16 protein-coding genes are annotated in these 18,542 nt (G+C 69.9%); 10 read left to right on the top strand and 6 right to left on the bottom strand.

The features are described 5' to 3' along the window. Window positions 1-202 precede the first annotated feature (202 nt). The 6 genes from BLW76_RS04440 (at window position 203) to BLW76_RS04415 (ending at window position 7,011) form a co-directional block, all read left to right on the top strand. The gene (locus BLW76_RS04440; protein ID WP_091304564.1) at window positions 203-1,345 is read left to right on the top strand and encodes a BMP family lipoprotein; all 1,143 of its coding nucleotides are present in this window, start codon (window positions 203-205) and stop codon (window positions 1,343-1,345) included. Between the two features lie 78 nt (window positions 1,346-1,423). Continuing rightward, window positions 1,424-2,995 carry an ABC transporter ATP-binding protein gene (locus tag BLW76_RS04435; protein WP_091304563.1) on the top strand — a complete coding sequence of 524 codons (1,572 nt, stop codon included), beginning with the start codon at window positions 1,424-1,426 and terminating at the stop codon, window positions 2,993-2,995. Beyond that, window positions 2,992-4,083, top strand: a complete 1,092-nt coding sequence (locus tag BLW76_RS04430) for an ABC transporter permease (protein WP_091304562.1) — start codon at window positions 2,992-2,994, stop codon at window positions 4,081-4,083. The genes BLW76_RS04435 and BLW76_RS04430 overlap by 4 nt, the downstream gene beginning before the upstream one ends. A gap of 32 nt (window positions 4,084-4,115) precedes the next feature. After that, on the top strand, window positions 4,116-5,345 hold the full coding sequence (locus tag BLW76_RS04425) for an ABC transporter permease (protein ID WP_091304756.1): 1,230 nt from the start codon (window positions 4,116-4,118) through the stop codon (window positions 5,343-5,345). Then, window positions 5,345-5,737 carry a cytidine deaminase gene (locus tag BLW76_RS04420; protein ID WP_091304561.1) on the top strand — a complete coding sequence of 131 codons (393 nt, stop codon included), beginning with the start codon at window positions 5,345-5,347 and terminating at the stop codon, window positions 5,735-5,737. Before BLW76_RS04425 ends, BLW76_RS04420 begins: the two co-directional genes overlap by 1 nt. After that, a complete protein-coding gene (locus BLW76_RS04415) occupies window positions 5,734-7,011 on the top strand; it encodes a thymidine phosphorylase (RefSeq protein WP_091304560.1) in 1,278 nt (425 codons plus the stop codon). Before BLW76_RS04420 ends, BLW76_RS04415 begins: the two co-directional genes overlap by 4 nt. Here the strand turns inward: BLW76_RS04415 and BLW76_RS04410 are convergent. Beyond that, window positions 7,008-7,532 carry a hypothetical protein gene (locus tag BLW76_RS04410; protein ID WP_091304559.1) on the bottom strand — a complete coding sequence of 175 codons (525 nt, stop codon included), beginning with the start codon at window positions 7,530-7,532 and terminating at the stop codon, window positions 7,008-7,010. The two genes, BLW76_RS04415 and BLW76_RS04410, sit on opposite strands and share 4 nt — an antisense overlap. A 294-nt stretch (window positions 7,533-7,826) precedes the next feature. Further along, window positions 7,827-8,951 (bottom strand): coiled-coil domain-containing protein, encoded by a 1,125-nt coding sequence (locus BLW76_RS04405; protein WP_091304558.1) that lies wholly within the window; start codon window positions 8,949-8,951, stop codon window positions 7,827-7,829. A 213-nt stretch (window positions 8,952-9,164) separates the two neighbouring features. On the opposite strand from BLW76_RS04405, the gene BLW76_RS04400 reads away from it, so the two are divergent. Further along, window positions 9,165-10,259 (top strand): adenosine deaminase, encoded by a 1,095-nt coding sequence (locus BLW76_RS04400; protein ID WP_091304557.1) that lies wholly within the window; start codon window positions 9,165-9,167, stop codon window positions 10,257-10,259. A gap of 100 nt (window positions 10,260-10,359) precedes the next feature. Beyond that, on the top strand, window positions 10,360-11,565 hold the full coding sequence (locus tag BLW76_RS04395) for an MFS transporter (RefSeq protein ID WP_091304556.1): 1,206 nt from the start codon (window positions 10,360-10,362) through the stop codon (window positions 11,563-11,565). Window positions 11,566-11,814: 249 nt separating this feature from the next. Here the strand turns inward: BLW76_RS04395 and BLW76_RS04390 are convergent, their stop codons facing one another. Then, entirely contained in the window at window positions 11,815-13,065 is a 1,251-nt protein-coding gene (locus BLW76_RS04390; RefSeq protein ID WP_091304555.1) for a primosomal protein, read from the bottom strand. 151 nt (window positions 13,066-13,216) lie between these two features. Here BLW76_RS04390 and BLW76_RS04385 point away from each other — a divergent pair, with 151 nt between their 5' ends. Continuing rightward, window positions 13,217-15,721 (top strand): DEAD/DEAH box helicase, encoded by a 2,505-nt coding sequence (locus BLW76_RS04385; RefSeq protein ID WP_091304554.1) that lies wholly within the window; start codon window positions 13,217-13,219, stop codon window positions 15,719-15,721. 93 nt (window positions 15,722-15,814) lie between these two features. Here the strand turns inward: BLW76_RS04385 and BLW76_RS04380 are convergent, their stop codons facing one another. After that, complete coding sequence (locus tag BLW76_RS04380) at window positions 15,815-16,399, bottom strand: NADPH-dependent F420 reductase (RefSeq protein WP_091304553.1); 585 nt, start codon at window positions 16,397-16,399, stop codon at window positions 15,815-15,817. 68 nt (window positions 16,400-16,467) lie between these two features. On the opposite strand from BLW76_RS04380, the gene BLW76_RS04375 reads away from it, so the two are divergent. Further along, on the top strand, window positions 16,468-16,794 hold the full coding sequence (locus BLW76_RS04375; RefSeq protein ID WP_091304552.1) for a winged helix-turn-helix transcriptional regulator: 327 nt from the start codon (window positions 16,468-16,470) through the stop codon (window positions 16,792-16,794). Here the strand turns inward: BLW76_RS04375 and BLW76_RS04370 are convergent. Both BLW76_RS04370 and BLW76_RS04365 read right to left on the bottom strand, forming a co-directional pair. Then, the gene (locus BLW76_RS04370; protein ID WP_091304755.1) at window positions 16,682-17,335 is read right to left on the bottom strand and encodes a hypothetical protein; all 654 of its coding nucleotides are present in this window, start codon (window positions 17,333-17,335) and stop codon (window positions 16,682-16,684) included. The two genes, BLW76_RS04375 and BLW76_RS04370, sit on opposite strands and share 113 nt — an antisense overlap. A 129-nt stretch (window positions 17,336-17,464) precedes the next feature. Beyond that, the gene (locus BLW76_RS04365; protein ID WP_091304551.1) at window positions 17,465-18,445 is read right to left on the bottom strand and encodes a sugar-binding transcriptional regulator; all 981 of its coding nucleotides are present in this window, start codon (window positions 18,443-18,445) and stop codon (window positions 17,465-17,467) included. Window positions 18,446-18,542 lie beyond the last annotated feature (97 nt).

The following is an 18,542-nucleotide window of genomic DNA, read 5'->3' as shown; positions in this document are numbered from 1 at the left end:
TTGAGTAGGCTCGGTGATCACGTTCGGTGTCCAGTTCGTCGCGCGTGCGACTCGTGAGTAAACGTTTGTGTTACGTAGCGTGCCTTTCCTATGGCGCATTCCTGTCCGGCGGGTACGGTCTGGCGGTCGACCCGGCAGTAGGGCCGGGTCGTGCCCTGATCGTCCGCTGGATCAGCGGGGAGGGAGAAACACGTTGCGTCGCATGCGTGGAACCGCGCTGGCCGCCGCGGCCATGGCCGGGGTGCTCACCCTGGCCGGGTGCGCCAAGGACTCCGGCGGTGGTAACAGCTCGAACAACACCGCCGCCTCGACGGGTGGTTCCGACTGCGTCACCGCGCCGAAGCCGCCCGCCGCGCCCGCCGCGGCCAGCAGCACGGCCGCGGCCGGCGAGAAGGTCGACGGCAGCAAGCTGAAGATCGGCCTGGCCTTCGACGTCGGCGGCCGGGGTGACGCGTCGTTCAACGACGCCGCCGCCGCGGGCACCGACAAGGCGAAGGCCGAGCTCGGCGTGACGACGGTCAGCGAGAGCACCGCCGGCTCCAGCGAGGCCGAGTCGGCCAAGCAGCAGCGCCTCGACCAGATGGCCGCCTCGGGCCTGAACCCGATCATCGCGGTCGGCTTCGCCTACGCGCCGTCGGTCAAGGTCGTCGCGGCCAAGTACCCGAACACCAAGTTCGCCATCGTCGACGACGACTCGATCACGCTGCCGAACGTGACGTCGCTGGTCTTCGCCGAGGAGCAGGGCTCGTTCCTGGCCGGCGTCGCCGCCGCCTACAAGAGCAAGAACTGCCACATCGGCTTCGTCGGCGGTGTCAACACCCCGCTGATCCAGAAGTTCGAGGCCGGCTTCCTGCAGGGTGCGAAGACCGTTTCGAACAAGATCAAGATCGAGGACGAGTACCTCACCCCGGCCGGCGACTTCTCCGGGTTCCAGGACCCGCCGAAGGGCAACGCGAAGGCCGCGGCCGAGATCGCCAAGGGCGCGGACGTGATCTACCACGCCGCGGGCGCCTCGGGCAAGGGCGTGTTCGACGCCGCGAAGGCAGGCAACGCGCTGGCCATCGGGGTCGACTCCGACCAGTACAACCAGAAGACCGTCGAGGCCGACAAGGACGTCATCATCACGTCCATGCTCAAGCGCGTCGACGTCGCGGTGTTCGACTACGTGCAGGCCGTCGCCAAGGGCGACCTGACGACCCTGCCGAAGCGGTTCGACCTCAAGGTCGACGGCGTCGGCTACGCCACCTCCGGTGGCAAGATCGACGACATCAAGGACGTCCTGGACGGCTACAAGGCCCAGATCATCGCGGGCCAGATCACCGTTTCGGACAAGCCGCAGAAGTAGCTCACAACGTGTCCGGGGCTCGGAGGAATTCTCCTCCGGGCCCCTCACGCGTTCCAGAGATATGGAATTCTCCCGCCCATGAGCACAGCCGAGGCCCCGGCCGAGGCCGTCCCCGACCGGGGCGCCCCCGCCGTCCAGCTGACCGGGATCACCAAGCGCTTTCCCGGCGTGGTGGCCAACTCCGACGTCAACCTCACCGTCGCCGCGGGCGAGGTGCACGCCATCTGTGGCGAGAACGGCGCCGGCAAATCCACCCTGATGAAGATCCTGTACGGCATGCAGCCGCCGGACGAGGGCACCGTCGCGATCAACGGCGAAGAGGTGAAGCTGCGCAACCCGCAGGACGCCATCCGCGCCGGCATCGGCATGGTGCACCAGCACTTCATGCTCGCCGACAACCTCACCGTCGGTGAGAACGTCTTCCTCGGCGCCGAGGCCCTGCACGGCATCGGCCGCGCCGCCCGCGCCCGGCTGGCCGAGCTCGCCGAGCGCACCGGCCTGCACGCCAAGCCGGAGACGCTGCTGGAAGAGCTCGGCGTCGCCGACCGCCAGCGCGTCGAGATCGTCAAGGTGCTCTACCGCGGGGCGAAGATCATCATCCTCGACGAGCCGACCGCGGTCCTCGTCCCGCAGGAGGTCGACGCGCTCTTCGACACCGTGCGGGAGATGAAGGACGGCGGCTACACGTTCCTCTTCATCTCGCACAAGCTCGACGAGGTGCGCGCGATCGCCGACACCGTCACGGTGATCCGGCGCGGCACCACCGTCGGCACCGCCGACCCGAAGACCATCACCTCCCGCCAGCTCGCGGAGATGATGGTCGGCTCCGAGCTGCCCAGCCCGGAGACCCGCGAGTCCACGGTCACCGACCGGGACGTGCTGCGGCTGACCGGGCTCACGCTGGGCGCCGAGGGCTCCGACCGCAACGCGCTCGACGACGTCTCCTTCACCGTGCACGCGGGCGAGGTGCTCGGCATCGCCGGTGTCGAGGGCAACGGCCAGACCGAGCTCGTCGAGACGATCATGGGCATGCGGAAGCCGACCGGCGGCACGATCGAGCTGGTTGATGCTGAGGGGCGTTCGAGGGATATCACCAAGGCCGGGACGCTGGCGCGGCGCGAGGCCGGCATCGGCTACATCGCCGAGGACCGCACGCGGCACAGCCTGCTGCTCACGCAACCGTTGTGGGTCAACCGGATCCTCGGCTACCAGACCCGCGAGCCGGTCTCGAAGGGCCAGCTGCTCGACATCGCGGGCGCCCGCGCCGACACCGAGCGGATCGTCCGCGACTACGACGTCCGCACGCCGGGCATCGACGTCCCGGCCGCGGCGCTCTCCGGCGGCAACCAGCAGAAGCTGATCGTCGGGCGCGAGCTGTCCGGCAACCCGGTGCTGCTCATCGCGTCGCACCCGACGCGCGGTGTCGACGTCGGCGCGCAGGCGCTGATCTGGGAGAACATCCGCCAGGCCCGCGCCGACGGCCTCGCGGTGCTGCTGATCTCCGCCGACCTCGACGAGCTGATCGGCCTGTCCGACACGATCCGGGTCATGCTGCGCGGACGCCTCGTGAGCGAGGCCGACCCCGCCACCGTGACGCCGCAGGAACTGGGCTCCGCGATGACCGGCGCGGGAGAGGGTGACGAAGAATGACCTCCTGGCGCACGAAACTGCTGCCACCGCTGCTGGCGATCGTCTTCGCCGTGCTGCTGTCGGCGATCGCGCTGATCATTTCCGGGGCCGACCCGCTCCAGGCGTACGGCACGATGATCGGCCAGATGTTCAAGGGCTCGACCTCGGTCGACACCGTGAACCTCGCGACCGTGTACTACCTGTCCGGGCTCGCGGTCGCCATCGGCTTCCAGATGAACCTGTTCAACATCGGTGTCGAGGGCCAGTACCGGTTCGCCGCCGTCGTCGCCGCGATCGCCGGTGGCGCGATGCAGCTGCCGCCGGTGATCCACGTCCTCGCGATCCTGGTGGTCGCGGTCGTCGCGGGCATGGCGTACGCGGCGATCCCGGCGATCCTCAAGGTGACCCGCGGGGTCAGCGAGGTCATCTCGACGATCATGCTCAACGCGATCGTCGCCGGCATCATCGCGTTCCTCATCAACGCCGACCAGTTCGGCGTGCAGACCGGCAACAACATCGGCACCCGCGTGATCGAGCCGTCGGGCCGGATCCCGGGCATCCCGCTCGGCTCGGGCACGCTCTTCGGCTTCGTCTTCATCGCCGCGATCGTCGGCGGTGCCTACTGGTTCATGCTCAACCGCACGCGGTTCGGCTTCGAGCTCAAGGCGTCCGGCGAATCCACCACCGCGGCCGCCGCCGGTGGCGTCAACGCCAAGAAGATGACGCTGATCGCGATGCTGCTTTCCGGTGGCGTCGCGGGTCTGGTCGCCATGCCGGAGCTGCTCGGCCGCGACTACACCTACGGCATCACCGCGACCCAGATGTACGGCTTCACCGGCATCGCGGTCGCGCTGCTCGGCCGCAACCACCCCGGCGGCATCGCGCTCGGCGCGCTGCTGTGGGCGTTCCTCGACACCTCCGCGGTGTCGCTGGAGCAGATCAACGTGTCCAAGGAGATCGCGACGATCATGCAGGGCATCATCGTGCTGTCGGTCGTCGTGGCGTACGAGATCGTGCGACGCGCCGACCTCGCGGCCGAACAACGGAGGGTGGGCCGCGCGCTCGCCGGCCGCAAGGGTTCCTCGGTCAGCGAAGGGGGTGCGGTGTGATCACCGACGTCGCTCCCGAATCCGGCTCGACCATGCCGGTGCAGCGCAAGCGGGGCCGGATCCCCGGCTGGCTGCGCGGCGTGATCTGGGCCGTGGTCGCCATCGCCGTCATCTCGACGGCGTCGTACTCCACCGGCGTCGCCGCGCTGACGTCGTCGAACACCGCGCAGACGGCGTTGCGCCTGGCACTGCCGATCCTGTTGTGTGCGCTGGGCGGCCTCTGGGCCGAACGCGCCGGCGTCGTCAACATCGGTCTCGAGGGCATGATGATCCTCGGCACCTGGGGCGCCGCCTGGGGTTCGTACTACGGCGGTGTCTGGTCCGGTCTGATCGCCGCGATCGTGTTCGGTGCGCTCGGCGGGCTGCTGCACGCGGTGGCGACGGTGACGTTCAACGTCAACCACATCGTCTCCGGTGTCGCGATCAACCTGCTCGGCCTGGGCATCACCAAATACCTGGCGAACCTCATCTTCGCGCCGATCTCCGGCAACCCGCGGCAGTCGCCGGTGGTGCCGAAGTTCGACACCTACTCGGCGACGTTCCTCTCGGACTGGCTGGGCGACCTGGAGAAGGAGCAGCGCGTCGGCATCTCCGACGTCGCCGGCATCCTGCGCGGCCTGGTCACCGAGGTGGCGCCGCTGACGATGCTCGCGATCATCCTGGTGCCGGTGAGCTTCTGGGTGCTCTGGCGGACGCGCTTCGGCCTGCGGCTGCGCTCCTGCGGCGAGAACCCGGTGGCCGCCGAGTCCCTCGGCGTCAACGTCTACCTGCACAAGTACGTCGCCGTGGTCATCTCGGGCGCGTTCGCCGGCATGGGCGGCGCGTCGCTGGTCCTGCTGCGCGGCGGCGCGGACTACCTGGAGAACCAGACGAACGGCCGCGGGTACATCGGCCTCGCGGCGATGATCTTCGGCAACTGGCGCCCGGGCGGCCTGCTCGGCGGCGCGGCCCTGTTCGGCTACGCCGACGGCCTCCAGCTCGCCGGCGGCGGCGAGGCGGTGCTCGCGCTGCTGTACGGCGCGGTGATCCTGGTCGGCGTGATCGTCGTGGTGCAGCTGTTCCGCCGCCAGTGGATCGCGGCCGGGCTCGGCGTCATCGGCGCCGGCGTGCTGTACGCGATCTACTGGTCGAACGACACGCTGCCGTCCGACCTGATCCCGTACACCGCGCACTTCGTGACGCTGATCGTGCTGGCGGTGGCCTCGCAGCGGCTGCGGCCGCCGAAGGCCGACGGACAGCCGTACCGACGGGGTGAAGACTGATGACGTCCACTGTGGATTGGGACGCTCTGCGTTCCCAGGCGATCGAAGCGGCTTCCCATGCGTACGCGCCTTATTCGGGCCTGCACGTCGGGGTCGCCGGGATCGTCGACGACGGCCGGGTCGTGACCGGGTGCAACGTCGAAAACGCTTCCTACGGCCTCGGACTGTGCGCGGAGTGCACGATGGCCGGCCAGCTGCGGCTGTCCGGCGGCGGTCGCCTGGTCGCCGTCGCCTGCCGGTCCGGTGCCGGTGACCTGCTGATGCCGTGCGGGCGCTGCCGGCAGATCCTGTTCGAGCTGGGCGGATCGTCTTGTTTGGTCGACACGCCCAGCGGCATCCTGCCGATGTCCGATGTCCTGCCGGACGCCTTCGGCCCGGACGACCTGCCGTGAGCGCGTTCGCGGCGGTCGACGTCATCCGGACGAAACGGGACGGCGGGACGCTGTCCGACGAGCAGATCGACTGGGTCATCGACGCGTACACCCGTGGTGACGTCGCCGAAGAGCAGATGTCGGCGCTGGCCATGGCGATCTTCCTGCGGGGGATGACCTCGGCCGAGATCTCGCGGTGGACGCACGCGATGATCGCGTCGGGGGAGCGGCTGTCTTTGGACGTCTCGCGCCCGACGGTCGACAAGCACTCGACGGGCGGCGTCGGCGACAAGATCACGCTGCCGCTGGCGCCGCTGGTGGCCGCGTGTGGCGCGGCGGTGCCGCAGCTGTCCGGGCGCGGTCTCGGGCACACGGGCGGGACGCTGGACAAGCTGGAGTCGATCCCGGGCTGGCGGGCCGCACTGTCCACTTCGGAAATTCAGGCGCAGCTGGAGGACGTCGGCGCGGTGGTCTGCGCGGCGACGTCCGGGCTGGCCCCGGCGGACAAGAAGCTGTACGCGCTGCGGGACGTCACGTCCACTGTGGAGTCGATCCCGCTGATCGCCAGCTCGATCATGAGCAAGAAGATCGCGGAAGGCGCGTCGGGGCTGGTCCTGGACGTGAAGTTCGGGTCGGGCGCGTTCATGAAGACGCTCGACCAGGCGCGCTCGCTGGCTGCCGCGCTGACCTCGATCGGGGCCGATCACGGCGTCCCGACGACGGCCCTGCTGACCGACATGAACGTCCCGCTCGGGCGGGCGGTCGGCAACGCGGTGGAGGTCGCGGAGTCGGTTTCCGTCTTGCAGGGCGGCGGCCCCTCGGACGTGGTCGAGCTGACGGTGGCTCTGGCCCGGGAGATGCTGGCGCTGGCCGGTCTCGACGTGGACCCGGCCGCCGTGCTGGCGTCCGGTGAGGCGTACGAGGTCTGGTGCCGGATGATCTCGGCCCAGGGTGGCGACCCCTCGGCCGCTCTGCCGACGCCTTCGCACGTTCACGTCGTCGAGGCGCCTTCGTCGGGCGTGCTGGCTTCGCTGGACGCGTACGCGGTGGGCGTCGCGGCCTGGCGGCTGGGTGCCGGCCGGGCCCGCAAGGAGGACCCGGTCCAGGCGGCGGCGGGCGTGCTGTGCCTGGCCAAGCCCGGCGACACCGTCACGTCCGGTCAGCCCCTGCTGGAGCTGCACACGGACACCCCGGACGCGGTCCCGGCGGCGCTGGCCGCGCTCGAAGGCGGGTTCTCGATCGCTTCGGAGGCACCCGCGCCGGGACCGATCGTCCGGGAGACCGTGCGGGGCTAGGACACCTGGATCGTGGCGGCGACCGGCTTGGTGCCGCTGCCGCCGCAGGAGGCGATGAAGGTGCCGGTGCTGTAGTAGAGGACGTAGCTGCTCGTCGCCAGGGTGACCTGCCCGGCGGCGGGCAGCGTGACCTGACCGGTGCCCCCGGTCAGCCGGAAGGGCGTGCCGGGCTGGATGACAGGGTTGGTCATCCCGGTGGCGTCGACCCGGCCCGAGGCGGCGCCACCGAGGTCGAGCACGATGTAGCCGGTGTACTTCCCGGCGGGTTCGGTGCCGCCGGCCCATGCCGGCGCGACCTGCGTGAGGTCGGCGTGCACGGTGACGGCCTGCCCGGCGGTGGCGGTCGCCGGAGCGGTCACGGTGATTTCGAAGGTCTTGATCCCGGCGGGGCCGCCGATGGTGCCGCAACCCCAGGTGACCGAGACGGTCCCGGCTTCGGCCGCGACGGGGGCGACCAGCCCCAACCCGGCGGCGGTGGCCACGGCGGCCAGGATCGTGCCAATCCTGCGGACAGACTTCATCGCGAGTTCCCCTCTTCGGCAGTGACGGACTCCGAGGGTCGCGAAGATCGCCGGCCGCGAGCGTCTTCCAACGTGCTCTGGTGCTTGCCGTGATGTGATCACGATCGCGGAGATGATCACCCGTTCGAGTGAGGTCCCAGGTCGTTCTCACGAGTCCCGGCCCCGATCACGCGAGTTCCGTCTCCAGTCACGCGAGTTCCGGCCCGGATCACGCGAGTCCCGGCCCGGATCACGCCGGAGACGGGAAAGCCCCCGCCGGGTACGTCCGGCGGGGGCCTTCCTCACGTGTGAGCCCTACTCCGTGGCCTCTTCCGAGCCTTCGCCCGTCTTGGCCTTGGCGTCGGCCGGCTTCGGGGCGCGGCCGTTGCGCGAGCTGCGCCGCGGCTGGCGCGGGGCCGGCGGGGGCGGGGCGATCTGCTGCACCGCCGGGCCGCCGCCGAGCATCAGCTCCGCGAACGTCGCCATCGCCTCGTCGAGCTGGCCGCCGATGCGGCGGACGCTCTCGTCGTTGCTCTTGCGGACCAGCGAGTCGACCGAGTCGGTGTCCGGCTGCTTCGACAGCGTGCCCTCGACCTTCGCCAGGCCGCTCTTCACCGTGCCGTCGAGGTCGCCGAGGCTCGCCATGAAGCCGTCCTCGACCTTGTCGAGGCGGGAGGCCAGGTCGTCGAGGCGGGTGGTGACCGTTTCGAGCCGGTTGCCCAGGTTCTCCAGCCGGTCGGACGCGTCGATCATCTCGCCGGTCTCGGTCAGCGCGACCTTGAGCGCCTCGGTGTTCGCGTCGATCCGCTCGTGCGTGGTGCGGCCCAGCTCGCCGACGCGTTCCTGCGTGACGCGGCTGAGCTCGTCGACCTTGCTCCGCAGCTCGTGGTCGGTGGTGTCGACGCGCTCGCGCAGCGTCGACTCGGCCTGCTCGATCCGCTCGCGGACCGGGCCGTGCACCGACTGCGGCAGCGACTCGAGCTTCGCGTCCTGCTTGTCGAGGTGGCCGCCCAGCTCGTCGAGCCGGCGGTGGATGTTCTGGAGCTTGTCCTCGAGCCCGTCCATCCGGCCGGCGACACCCTCGAAGCGGGCGGCGACGCCGTCGAGACGGCCGTCGAGCTGCGCGAAGGGCTTGGCGAGCTTGTCGACGATGCTCTCGACGGCGCGGGTCAGCGCGGCGATCGCGGTGTCCTGGGCCTCGAGGCGGGACATCGTCTCGTCGAGGCGCTCGGCCAGGACGCTGACCTCGGTGCGGTCGGGCATTTCGGACAGCCGCTTGCGGACCGCGCCCAGCGAGTCCACCGGCGCGAGGCGGGCGTAGATGTCGTCGAGCGCGTCGAAGATCTGCTGCTGCTCGCTCTCACGCACTTCGGCCGCGCGCACCAGCATGTTGCGCATCCGGTCGAAGGACGGGGCGGCAATGTGGTTGTCAGTGGTCACTGCTGTGTGTCCTTCGTCGGCGGGGAAATGGAGGGACGTGCCACGAAGCTTATCGATTGCAAAAATTGCTGTCTGTATGGCCCCCGTGAAGAGGCTATTGCGGAGGCTGCCCCCGGATGGCCGATTCGGGACATGATCCTCAACGCTGAGGGTTAGCCCGAGCCTGAGAGTTACGGCCATGTAGGGGAATGACAACGAGGTTACCGTTGGGGGATGCCTGACGAAAGCCCTGTTCTGCCCACCGAGACACTCCGCCGCGCACCCAAGGTGCTGCTGCACGACCACCTCGACGGCGGCCTGCGCCCGGCGACCGTCGCCGAGCTCGCCGACGCGACCGGTTATGCCGGTTTGCCCACCACCGACCCGGCCGAGCTGGGCAACTGGTTCCGCCGAGCGGCCGACTCCGGCTCACTCGTTTCCTACCTCGAGACCTTCGCGCACACCTGCGGGGTGATGCAGACGGAGGAAGCGCTGGTCAGGGTCGCCGCGGAGGCGGTCGAGGACCTGGCCGCCGACGGCGTCGTCTACGCCGAGGTGCGCTACGCCCCGGAGTTGTTCGTCGAACGCGGTCTGTCACTCGATGCGGTGGTTGAGGCTGTCCAGGCGGGGTTCACGGAGGGCGCACGGCGGGTAGCCGCGAACGGCGGCACGATCCGCGTCGGGACGTTGCTCTGCGCGATGCGCCAGCACGCCCGCGCGCTCGAGATCGCGAACCTGGCCGTCCGCTACCGCGACGCCGGCGTGGCCGGGTTCGACATCGCCGGCCCCGAGGACGGATTCCCGCCGACCCGCAATCTGGACGCGTTCGAATACCTGCGTCAGAACAATGCGCACTTCACCATTCATGCGGGGGAAGCTTTCGGTTTGCCGTCCATTTGGGAAGCGATTCAGCACTGCGGCGCCGAGCGGCTCGGGCACGGCGTGCGCATCGCCGAGGACATCAAGACCGACGCGGACGGCACGGTCCACCTTGGACGGTTGGCCGCCTACGTCCGGGACCGCCGCATCCCCCTGGAGATCTGCCCGACGTCGAACGTCCAAACAGGCACGGTCCGCTCGATCGCCGAGCATCCCATCGGCCTGCTCGCCAAGCTGCGCTTCCGGGTGACGGTGAACACGGACAACCGGCTGATGAGCGGATGCACGATGACCAGCGAATTCGCCGCGCTGCACGAGACGTTCGGCTATGGTATCGACGACTTCCGCTGGTTCACGATCAACGCGATGAAATCCGCGTTCATCGATTTCGACGCCCGGCTCGCGCTCATCGACGACGTCATCAAGCCCGGGTACGCCGCCCTCGCCTGACCCTCCCCGCTTCGGACCGCAACTCGCTTGCGGTCCTTAGTCATGCCAACTATCGTTCACCATGTAGGAACAACTTCTCATAATTTGAGACGGTGCGAAGATGGCGCAGGTCGCGAGCGGTGCGGGGGAGCAGGTTTCGTCGAGCCGGCGGAGGTGGCTCATCCTCGCGCTCGGGCTCGCCGCGCAGACCGCGAGCTGCTCGTTCCTCTACGGCATCCCGTTCCTGGTCCCGGCGATGCGTGCGGCCGAGGGGCTGACGCTGGCCGAGGCGGGCACGGTCGTCGCGGCGCCGAGCATCGGGTTGTTGTTCACCCTGATCGTGTGGGGCGCGGCTGCGGACCGTTACGGAGAGCGCCTCATCATGGCCCTTGGCCTGGGCGTCTCGGGGTTACTCCTGGTGTACGCCGGGATAGGAAATCACCCGGTCGGGCTCCTCTTTGGGGTGTTCTTGGCGGCCGGCGCCTGTACGGCTTCGGTGAACGCGGCGAGCGGTCGCGTCGTGATGGGCTGGTTCGCGAAGTCCGAGCGGGGCGTGGCGATGGGGATCCGCCAGACGGCCCAGCCCCTCGGCGTCGGCGTCGCGGCGCTGGGGCTGCCGCCGCTGGCCGCGCACCACGGCTTCCGGGCGGCGGTCCTGCTGCCGGCCGGGCTGGCGATCGCGGTGGCGCTGCTGGTGGCGTGGCTGGTGACGGACCCGCCGCGCCCGCCTCGCGTGGCTCACTCGGCGGGCGCGTCTCCGTACCGGCACGCGGCGCTGTGGCGGGTGCACGGGGCGAGCGCGCTGCTGGTGGTTCCGCAGTTCGCGGTGTCGGCGTTCGCGCCGGTGTACCTGGTGGCGGTGCAGCACTGGAGCGCCTTGTCGGCGGGCTGGTACCTGGCGGTGGTCCAGGTACTGGGCGCCCTGGGGCGGCTCGGGTCGGGGTGGTGGTCCGACCGTGTCGGCAGCCGGCTGCGCCCGATGCGGGTACTGGCGGTCTTGAGCTGCCTGGTCATGCTCCTGGTCGCGTTGGGCGACGCGTCCTGGCCGTGGCTGGTGCTGCTGGCGCTGGCACTGGCGGGGGTGATCACGGTGGCGGACAACGGCCTGGGCTTCACGGCCTCGGCCGAGCTGGCGGGCTTGGCGTGGTCGGGCCGCGCGATGGGCACGCAGAACACGGGCCAGAACATCGCGGCCTCCCTGACCCCGCCCCTGCTGGGCCTGGTGATCGGCGACAGCAGGTACGCACTCGCCTTCTGCGTGGCGGCGGTCTTCCCGGCCCTGGCGGTGCTGGTGGTCCCGGTCCGCGCCGAGCACCAACGAGACTGACCGCCCGCGGGGGCGCCCCCCGAGTCCAGCGTATCGGCCGCCTACGACGGAAACCGGTCGCCGAAGCCGCGGCCGGCCGACTTGTCCACAACCGGCCGGGACTGTGGAGCGGTCCGGCCGAGCGAGGATGTCATGAACGACCCGTTCACGGCGTCAGATGTCATGAACGACTCTTTCATGACATCGCGGGACCCCGGACACGGCGAAGGCCGCCTCCCAACCCGCGGGAGGCGGCCTTCGGAAGAAAACTCAAGCCACCGTCAGGCGGTTCTCGAAAGTTTCGACCAGCTTGCGCCACGCGCCCTGCTCGGCGTCGAACGGGGCCGACGGCTCCAGGCGCGTCGGGTCCGGGCGCAGGACGAACGACACCAGCCAGCCCAGGCTTTCGTTGCTCGCCAGTGCCGTCTCGGCCGATTCGTCGCCTGCCCACTCCGCCGCGTCCGTGATCAGCTCGACCGCCAGCTCCAGCTGGGTCGGGTCGATCGACTCCGGGCCCTCCGCGATGTCCGCGTCCAGGCCCGTCAGGACGTACGTGTTCTCCGGGTCGACCTCGATCTCGAGCTCGCCCGCCGTCGCCTTGGCCAGGACCTCGTCCCACGTGGACACGTCCGCGAGGTCCGTGTCGGCCAGGTCCTTGCCGTCGGCCAGGGCCCTGGCGAGCGCGCTCGGAGACGTGAACACGTCGATCTCGCCCTCGCTGCCCAGGAACACCGGGGCGTCGTCGAGGTAGCAGCGCAGCGTGTAGTACTCCGCGCCCGACGTGATGATCTTGATCGGGTCGATGCCGACCTCGGCCCAGAAGCCGACCGGGCCCTCTTCTTCCTCCGAAGCGGAGTCGTCCGAGAGCGCCTCGAGGTCCTCTTCGCCCTCGGCGCCGGCCTCGGCCTCCGCGGACTCCTCGTGGAACGCGGCCAGCTCCTCGGCCGTCTGCTCCAGCACCTTCTCGTCGACCTCCGGCTGGGTCACCAGGCCGTCGATCGCGTCGAGCACGGTGTCCCACTTCTGCGACACCGTCTCGGACAGGTCGTTCCACACCTGGATGCCGACGCTCCCGGTGAACGGCAGCGTGCCCTGGTCGAGCAGCGAGAAGCCCTCGGTCGAGTCGAGGATCTCGTGGACCTCCTCGAGGTCGCACACGTCGGCGAGCGACCGCACGATGCCGACGATCTCCGCCAGCTCCGCGATGTGCCAGACGTCCGGCTCCTCGGCGACCAGCTCCGGCACGCCGACGAGGTCGTACGTGTGGTCCTCGTCCGGGATCAGCTCGGGCACGTTCAGCGACGGCACCGCGTCCCAGGCCGGGTGGTCGAGCAGGTCGTGCCGCTCGGACGTGCGCACGAACGCGGCCAGGTGGGCGGCATCGGCGAAGGCGTACAGGTCGTCCTCGTCGCCGAGGAACGCTTCCCACTCCTCGCCGTCTTCCCGCCAGCGCGGCGCCCACAGGGTGACGACGTCGCCCTGCGGCAGGCCGAGTTCGATCGGGATGATGTCCTGTGCCATTCCTAAGCCCTCCGGAGTACCGCCCGTGTGCGCGCGGGACCGGAAGGATCACCCAGTCGACGCGCGGTACCGCGAAGCCTACGGGTTTCCCACTCGCGATGCGATCGCCCCTGCCGACTTTGCGACGAGCGGATGGCACGATGGACGCCTGATGACTCTCACAGACCTCCTGCCTGCGGATCCCGACCCCGACGCCCTCTTCGAAGCCTTCACCACCTGGACGGCCGAACGGGGCATCGAGCTGTACCCGGCGCAGGAGGAGGCGGTGATGGAGGTCGTCTCCGGATCGAACGTCATCCTTTCGACGCCGACCGGCTCCGGGAAGAGCCTCGTCGCCGTCGGCGCGCACTTCACCGCGCTCGCCCAGGGCCGCCGCAGCTACTACACCGCGCCCATCAAGGCCCTCGTCTCGGAGAAGTTCTTCCAGCTCATCGACATCTTCGGCGCCGACAACGTCGGGATGATGACCGGCGACTCCAGCGTCAACCCGGACGCGCCGATCATCTGCTGCACGGCCGAAATCCTGGCGAACATCGCGTTGCGGTTCGGTGCCGACGCCCCGGTCGGGCAGGTCGTGGCCGACGAGTTCCACTTCTACTCCGAGCCCGACCGCGGCTGGGCCTGGCAGGTGCCGCTGCTGGAGCTGCCGAACGCCCAGTTCGTCCTGATGTCGGCGACCCTCGGCGACGTCTCCTTCTTCGAGAAGGACCTCACCCGCCGCACCGGCCGCCCGACCGCGGTGGTCACGTCGGCGCAGCGCCCGGTCCCGCTCACCTTCCGCTACGCGCTGACGCCGCTGCACGAGACCATGTCCGAGCTGCTCAACGGCGGTCAGGCGCCCGTCTACGTCGTGCACTTCTCGCAGGCCGCGGCCATCGAGCGGGCGCAGACGCTGATGAGCATCAACGTCACGTCGAAGGCCGAGAAGGAGGCCATCGCCGAGCTGATCGGCGACTTCCGGTTCGCCGCCGGCTTCGGCAAGACGCTCTCGCGGCTGGTCCGCCACGGCATCGGCGTCCACCACGCCGGGATGCTGCCCAAGTACCGTCGATTGGTCGAGACCCTCGCCCAGTCCGGGCTGCTCAAGGTGATCTGCGGGACCGACACCCTCGGCGTCGGCATCAACGTCCCCATCCGGACGGTGGTCTTCTCCGCGCTCACGAAGTACGACGGCGTCCGCCAGCGCCACCTCAAGGCGCGCGAGTTCCACCAGATCGCCGGCCGGGCCGGGCGCGCCGGCTACGACACCGACGGCTACGTCGTCGTCCAGGCGCCCGACCACGTCGTCGAGAACGCCAAGGCCCTCGAGAAGGCCGGCGACGACCCGAAGAAGAAAAAGAAGATCGTCCGGAAGAAAGCCCCGGAAGGGTTCGTCAACTGGACCGAGAGCACGTTCGACCGGCTCATCGCGGCCGACCCCGAGCCGCTGACGTCCAGCTTCAAGGTCTCGCACTCGATGCTGCTCAACGTGATCTCGCGGCCGGGCAACGCCTTCGACTCGATGCGCCACCTCCTCGAGGACAACCACGAGGACCGCGCGTCCCAGCGCAAGCTCATCCTGCGCGCCATCGCGATCTACCGCGCGCTGCTCGCCGCCGGCGTCGTCGAACGACTGTCCGAACCGGACGAACAAGGCCGGATCATCCGGCTCACCGTCGACCTCCAGTTCGACTTCGCGCTCAACCAGCCCCTTTCGCCGTTCGCGCTCGCCGCGATCGAGCTCCTGGACATGGAATCGCCGTCCTACCCGCTCGACGTCGTGTCTATTGTGGAATCCACTGTGGACAACCCGCGGCCGGTCCTGTCGCAGCAGCAGTTCAAGGCCCGCGGCGAGGCCGTCCAGGCCATGAAGGCCGAAGGCATCGAATACGACGAACGCATGGAGCTCCTCGAGAACATCAGCTACCCGAAGCCCCTGGAAGAGCTGCTGCAGGGCGCGTTCCACAGCTACCGGCAAGGCCACCCGTGGGTCGCCGACTACGAGCTGTCGCCGAAGTCGGTCGTGCGGGACATGTACGAGCGCGCGATGAACTTCGTCGAGTACATCGGCTTCTACCAGCTGGCCCGCTCCGAAGGCCTGGTGCTGCGCTACCTCGCCGACGTCTACGACGCCCTGCGCCACACCGTCCCGGACGAAGCCAAGACCGAGCCGCTGCAGGACCTCATCGAGTGGCTCGGCGAGCTCGTCCGCCAGGTCGACTCGAGCCTGCTCGACGAGTGGGAAGCGCTGCGGCACCCCACCGAGGAGGGGCCGGTCTCGACGCGGCCGCCGTCCGAACCGCCGGCCGTCACCCGCAACGAGCGCGCGTTCCGCGTCCTGGTCCGCAACGAGCTGTTCCGCCGGGTCGAGCTGTTCGCGCGCCGGGCGTGGTTCCCGCTCGGCGAGCTGGACGCGGCTTCGGGCTGGGACGCCGACGCGTGGCAGGAAGCGATCGAGGACTACTTCGAGGAGTACGAGACGCTCGGCACCGGCCCGGACGCCCGCGGCCCGCAGCTGCTGATGATCGAGCAGCAGCCGGACGTCTGGAAGGTGCGCCAGATCTTCGACGACCCGGCCGGCGACCACGACTGGGGCATCAGCGCCGAGGTCGACCTGGCCGCGTCGGACGAGGCCGGGATGGCGGTCGTCCGGGTGACCGAGGTGGGCGCGCACTGACCGAGTTGCGCCGATGAGCGCAACCCGGCGGCGTGGTTTCGCGTTAGCGTGGACGCTTCGCGACCCAGGAGGGGACCATGGTGGAATACATCATCATCTTGTAGGGGCGATCGGGGTCAGGATCGCCTGGGCGTCTTCGCCGGCGAACCAGAGCCCGATGGCGAACGCCGCCGTGGCCTCCAGCAGGGCCGCGCGGTCGAGGCCGCCCGCGTGGACCGGCTTGGCGCCGATGTCGCGCACCAGCGTGCTGACGGCCTCGAGGGCCGCCGGGTCGTCGCCGCACAACGGGACCGACAGCGGGCGGCCGTCGAACGCCGGCGGCGTCATTCGCCAGACATCGACGTGGGCGAGGTTGAACGCCTTCACCACGTGAGCGTCCGTGGCGATCCGCGACGCCACCGGGGCGCCCGTCAGTCCGGGGTCGTTGGTGCAGTCCACCAGCACCTTCCCGGCGAGCGGGCCCGCCTCGGCGAGCACCTCGCCGATCGCGACGGCGGGGACGGCCAGCAGCAGCACGTCGGCGAAGGCGGCCGTCTCGCGCCACGTTCCGGTCGCCGCGCCGAGCCGCTCGGCCAGCGGGGCGGGGTCGGACCGGCCGCTCACCATGAGGTCGTGGCGTGCCCACTGCGTGCCCAGCGCGTCCGCCATCCCGCCCGTGCCGAAGATCCCGATCCGCATGCGTCCTCCTTGTGCTTGGCTGGTACCAGCACGACGGTAGGAACCCGGGAAGGAACCGAACGGTAACCATGGACTTCCTCGCGGACTGCCGCACGCGGCTCGCCTTCGACCTGGTCGCCAACACGTGGAACCCGGTGGTGCTGTGGGCGTTGCGCGACGGCCCGCGGCGGCACGCCGACCTGCGGCGCACGATCGGCGGCATCAGCGCCAAGGTGCTCACGGAAACCGTGCGGCGCCTGGAGTCCGACGGTCTCGTCGAGCGCCGCGAAGGCGCGTACGCGCTCACACCGTTGGGCGAGACGCTGCTGGAGCCGATCGAGGGGTTCGGCCGCTGGGCTGCTGAGCACGGCGACGCCGTCGTCGCCGCTCAAACCCGAGCAGAACGATCAGCATGATCAGCTCCAGGGCCGGCAGCGGGTAGCCGAGGGTGATCCCGGCGGCGACGTCGACGACCGGGGCGGCGATGCCCGCCACGAACACCCAGGTAGGAGCGGCCGGCGGCTTCGCGGACGGCGACCACGGCGTCTTCTTCCCCGGTTTCGCGACCGAAAGCCACGCCTGGAACGCGAGCGCACTCGCCATCAGGGAGGCCCCGGCGACCTGCTGCCAGGCGACCACCGAGGTGTCCGCCGATGCCCGCAGGGCCCGGGACAGCAGGAAAATCCCGGCGTAGAGCTGCGCCAGCGTCAGCGCGAACTTCGTGAGCACCCACCAGTGCCGGAAGTAGCCCCACGCCGTCGCGCCGGCGAGCAGCAGGCCGGTGAAGGCGGACACGTTCGCCATCGGCGCGAGCAGGACGGAGTCGAGCCGTTCGGCCATCGCGGGCGCACCCGACGACATGAGCACGACGAGAGCCAGGGCCTGGCTCATCCACGCCACCGAGGAAACGACGTGGAGCCAGACGACGGCCTGGCGCCAGCGGGGAGAAGTCTTCATGGGTTCCAGGTTCGCCAAGACGACCCACGCGCACATCGGGCGCGACCCGGGCTTCGCCCCGGACCCGCACGACGCCGGAGTGCGCCCGGCGAAGTACGGAGGCAGGGGCGAGGTACTCCCGGAGGAGTATCAGCGCGGTGGGTTCTTCGCCGCCAGCGCCAGCAACGGGACTGCCGCGGCCGCGTCCGTGATGAGCGTCGAAACCATCCCGGACCGCAACACGGCGTCCACCGCCGCCGCTTTCGGACGGCTGTAGCCCAGGGCGATCACCTCCGGCACGGCCATCAGCTCCTCGTGGCTGATCGCCAGGACGTGGTGGGCCAAGCCGGTCGAGAGAGCGTTTCCCGAGACGTCGAACAGCCGCGCCGCGACCTCCGCCGTCGCTCCGCGGGCCGCGATCGCCGCGCGCTCGGCCTCGTCCAGCGCGTCGTACACCGTGGACTCGCCCGGCTGCCACGCGCCGATGCTGACGACCGCCTTCGTCAACAGACGGAACTGGCCGAAGGTCTCCGCGATCCCCGGCTGACGGCGCAACGTCTCCGTCGTCCGGCGGTCCGGCAGCACCAGCGGCCCGAAGATCGGGTACGCGTCGCCGCCGGACACCGACGTCACGCGGCTGACCGTCTCCACCGAACGGCCGCGCATGTCCATCCCGGCCTGCACCCCGCACAGCTGGACGATCGGGCAGCGCGGCAGCGACCGGACCGCCTCCGTCATCGCGTTCACCGACCGCGCCCACGACAGCCCGATGACGTCGGACGGGACCGCGATCTCCTCCAGCAACCGGGCCGCCAGTGCGCCGATCTTCGCCCGGACGACCTCCTTCGGCTCGCGCTCGGTTGAGCGTTCGAGCACCAGGGCCCGCTTCAGGCCATACGCCGAGCGCACCTCGTCCGACAGCGCCAGGTCGACCGGCGCAGGCAGCGAGAACTCCACCCTGACCAGGCCGGACTCCATGGCCGTGTCGAGCATCCGCGCCACCTTGAACCGGCTGACGCCGAACTCGTCGGCGATCTCCAGCTTGGAGCGTCCCTGCACGTAGAAGCGCCGGGCGACGGTGGCGAGCAGCATCGCTTCAGTGAGCGAAGCGCCCTTGCGAGAAGCGCTCATATGAGCATTCTAGCGCGAAATCCAGCCGAAAGGTTGACGTAACGCCGACGTCAGACCTGTAATGCCTTCACATGTTCTCGACGCGATAGGTCAAAGT

Origin of the sequence: Amycolatopsis tolypomycina (assembly GCF_900105945.1) — a bacterium.
Classification (GTDB): Bacteria; Actinomycetota; Actinomycetes; order Mycobacteriales; family Pseudonocardiaceae; genus Amycolatopsis; species Amycolatopsis tolypomycina.
This window is presented reverse-complemented; position numbering and strand designations above follow the sequence as displayed.

Coding starts and splice junctions, on each gene's coding strand:
- BLW76_RS04440 (WP_091304564.1), top strand. CDS start 203: ATGCGTGGAACCGCGCTGGCCGCCGCGGCCATGGCCGGGGTGCTCACC.
- BLW76_RS04435 (WP_091304563.1), top strand. CDS start 1,424: ATGAGCACAGCCGAGGCCCCGGCCGAGGCCGTCCCCGACCGGGGCGCC.
- BLW76_RS04430 (WP_091304562.1), top strand. CDS start 2,992: ATGACCTCCTGGCGCACGAAACTGCTGCCACCGCTGCTGGCGATCGTC.
- BLW76_RS04425 (WP_091304756.1), top strand. CDS start 4,116: ATGCCGGTGCAGCGCAAGCGGGGCCGGATCCCCGGCTGGCTGCGCGGC.
- BLW76_RS04420 (WP_091304561.1), top strand. CDS start 5,345: ATGACGTCCACTGTGGATTGGGACGCTCTGCGTTCCCAGGCGATCGAA.
- BLW76_RS04410 (WP_091304559.1), bottom strand. CDS start 7,532: ATGAAGTCTGTCCGCAGGATTGGCACGATCCTGGCCGCCGTGGCCACC.
- BLW76_RS04400 (WP_091304557.1), top strand. CDS start 9,165: ATGCCTGACGAAAGCCCTGTTCTGCCCACCGAGACACTCCGCCGCGCA.
- BLW76_RS04395 (WP_091304556.1), top strand. CDS start 10,360: ATGGCGCAGGTCGCGAGCGGTGCGGGGGAGCAGGTTTCGTCGAGCCGG.
- BLW76_RS04390 (WP_091304555.1), bottom strand. CDS start 13,065: ATGGCACAGGACATCATCCCGATCGAACTCGGCCTGCCGCAGGGCGAC.
- BLW76_RS04385 (WP_091304554.1), top strand. CDS start 13,217: ATGACTCTCACAGACCTCCTGCCTGCGGATCCCGACCCCGACGCCCTC.
- BLW76_RS04380 (WP_091304553.1), bottom strand. CDS start 16,399: ATGCGGATCGGGATCTTCGGCACGGGCGGGATGGCGGACGCGCTGGGC.
- BLW76_RS04375 (WP_091304552.1), top strand. CDS start 16,468: ATGGACTTCCTCGCGGACTGCCGCACGCGGCTCGCCTTCGACCTGGTC.
- BLW76_RS04370 (WP_091304755.1), bottom strand. CDS start 17,335: ATGAAGACTTCTCCCCGCTGGCGCCAGGCCGTCGTCTGGCTCCACGTC.
- BLW76_RS04365 (WP_091304551.1), bottom strand. CDS start 18,445: ATGAGCGCTTCTCGCAAGGGCGCTTCGCTCACTGAAGCGATGCTGCTC.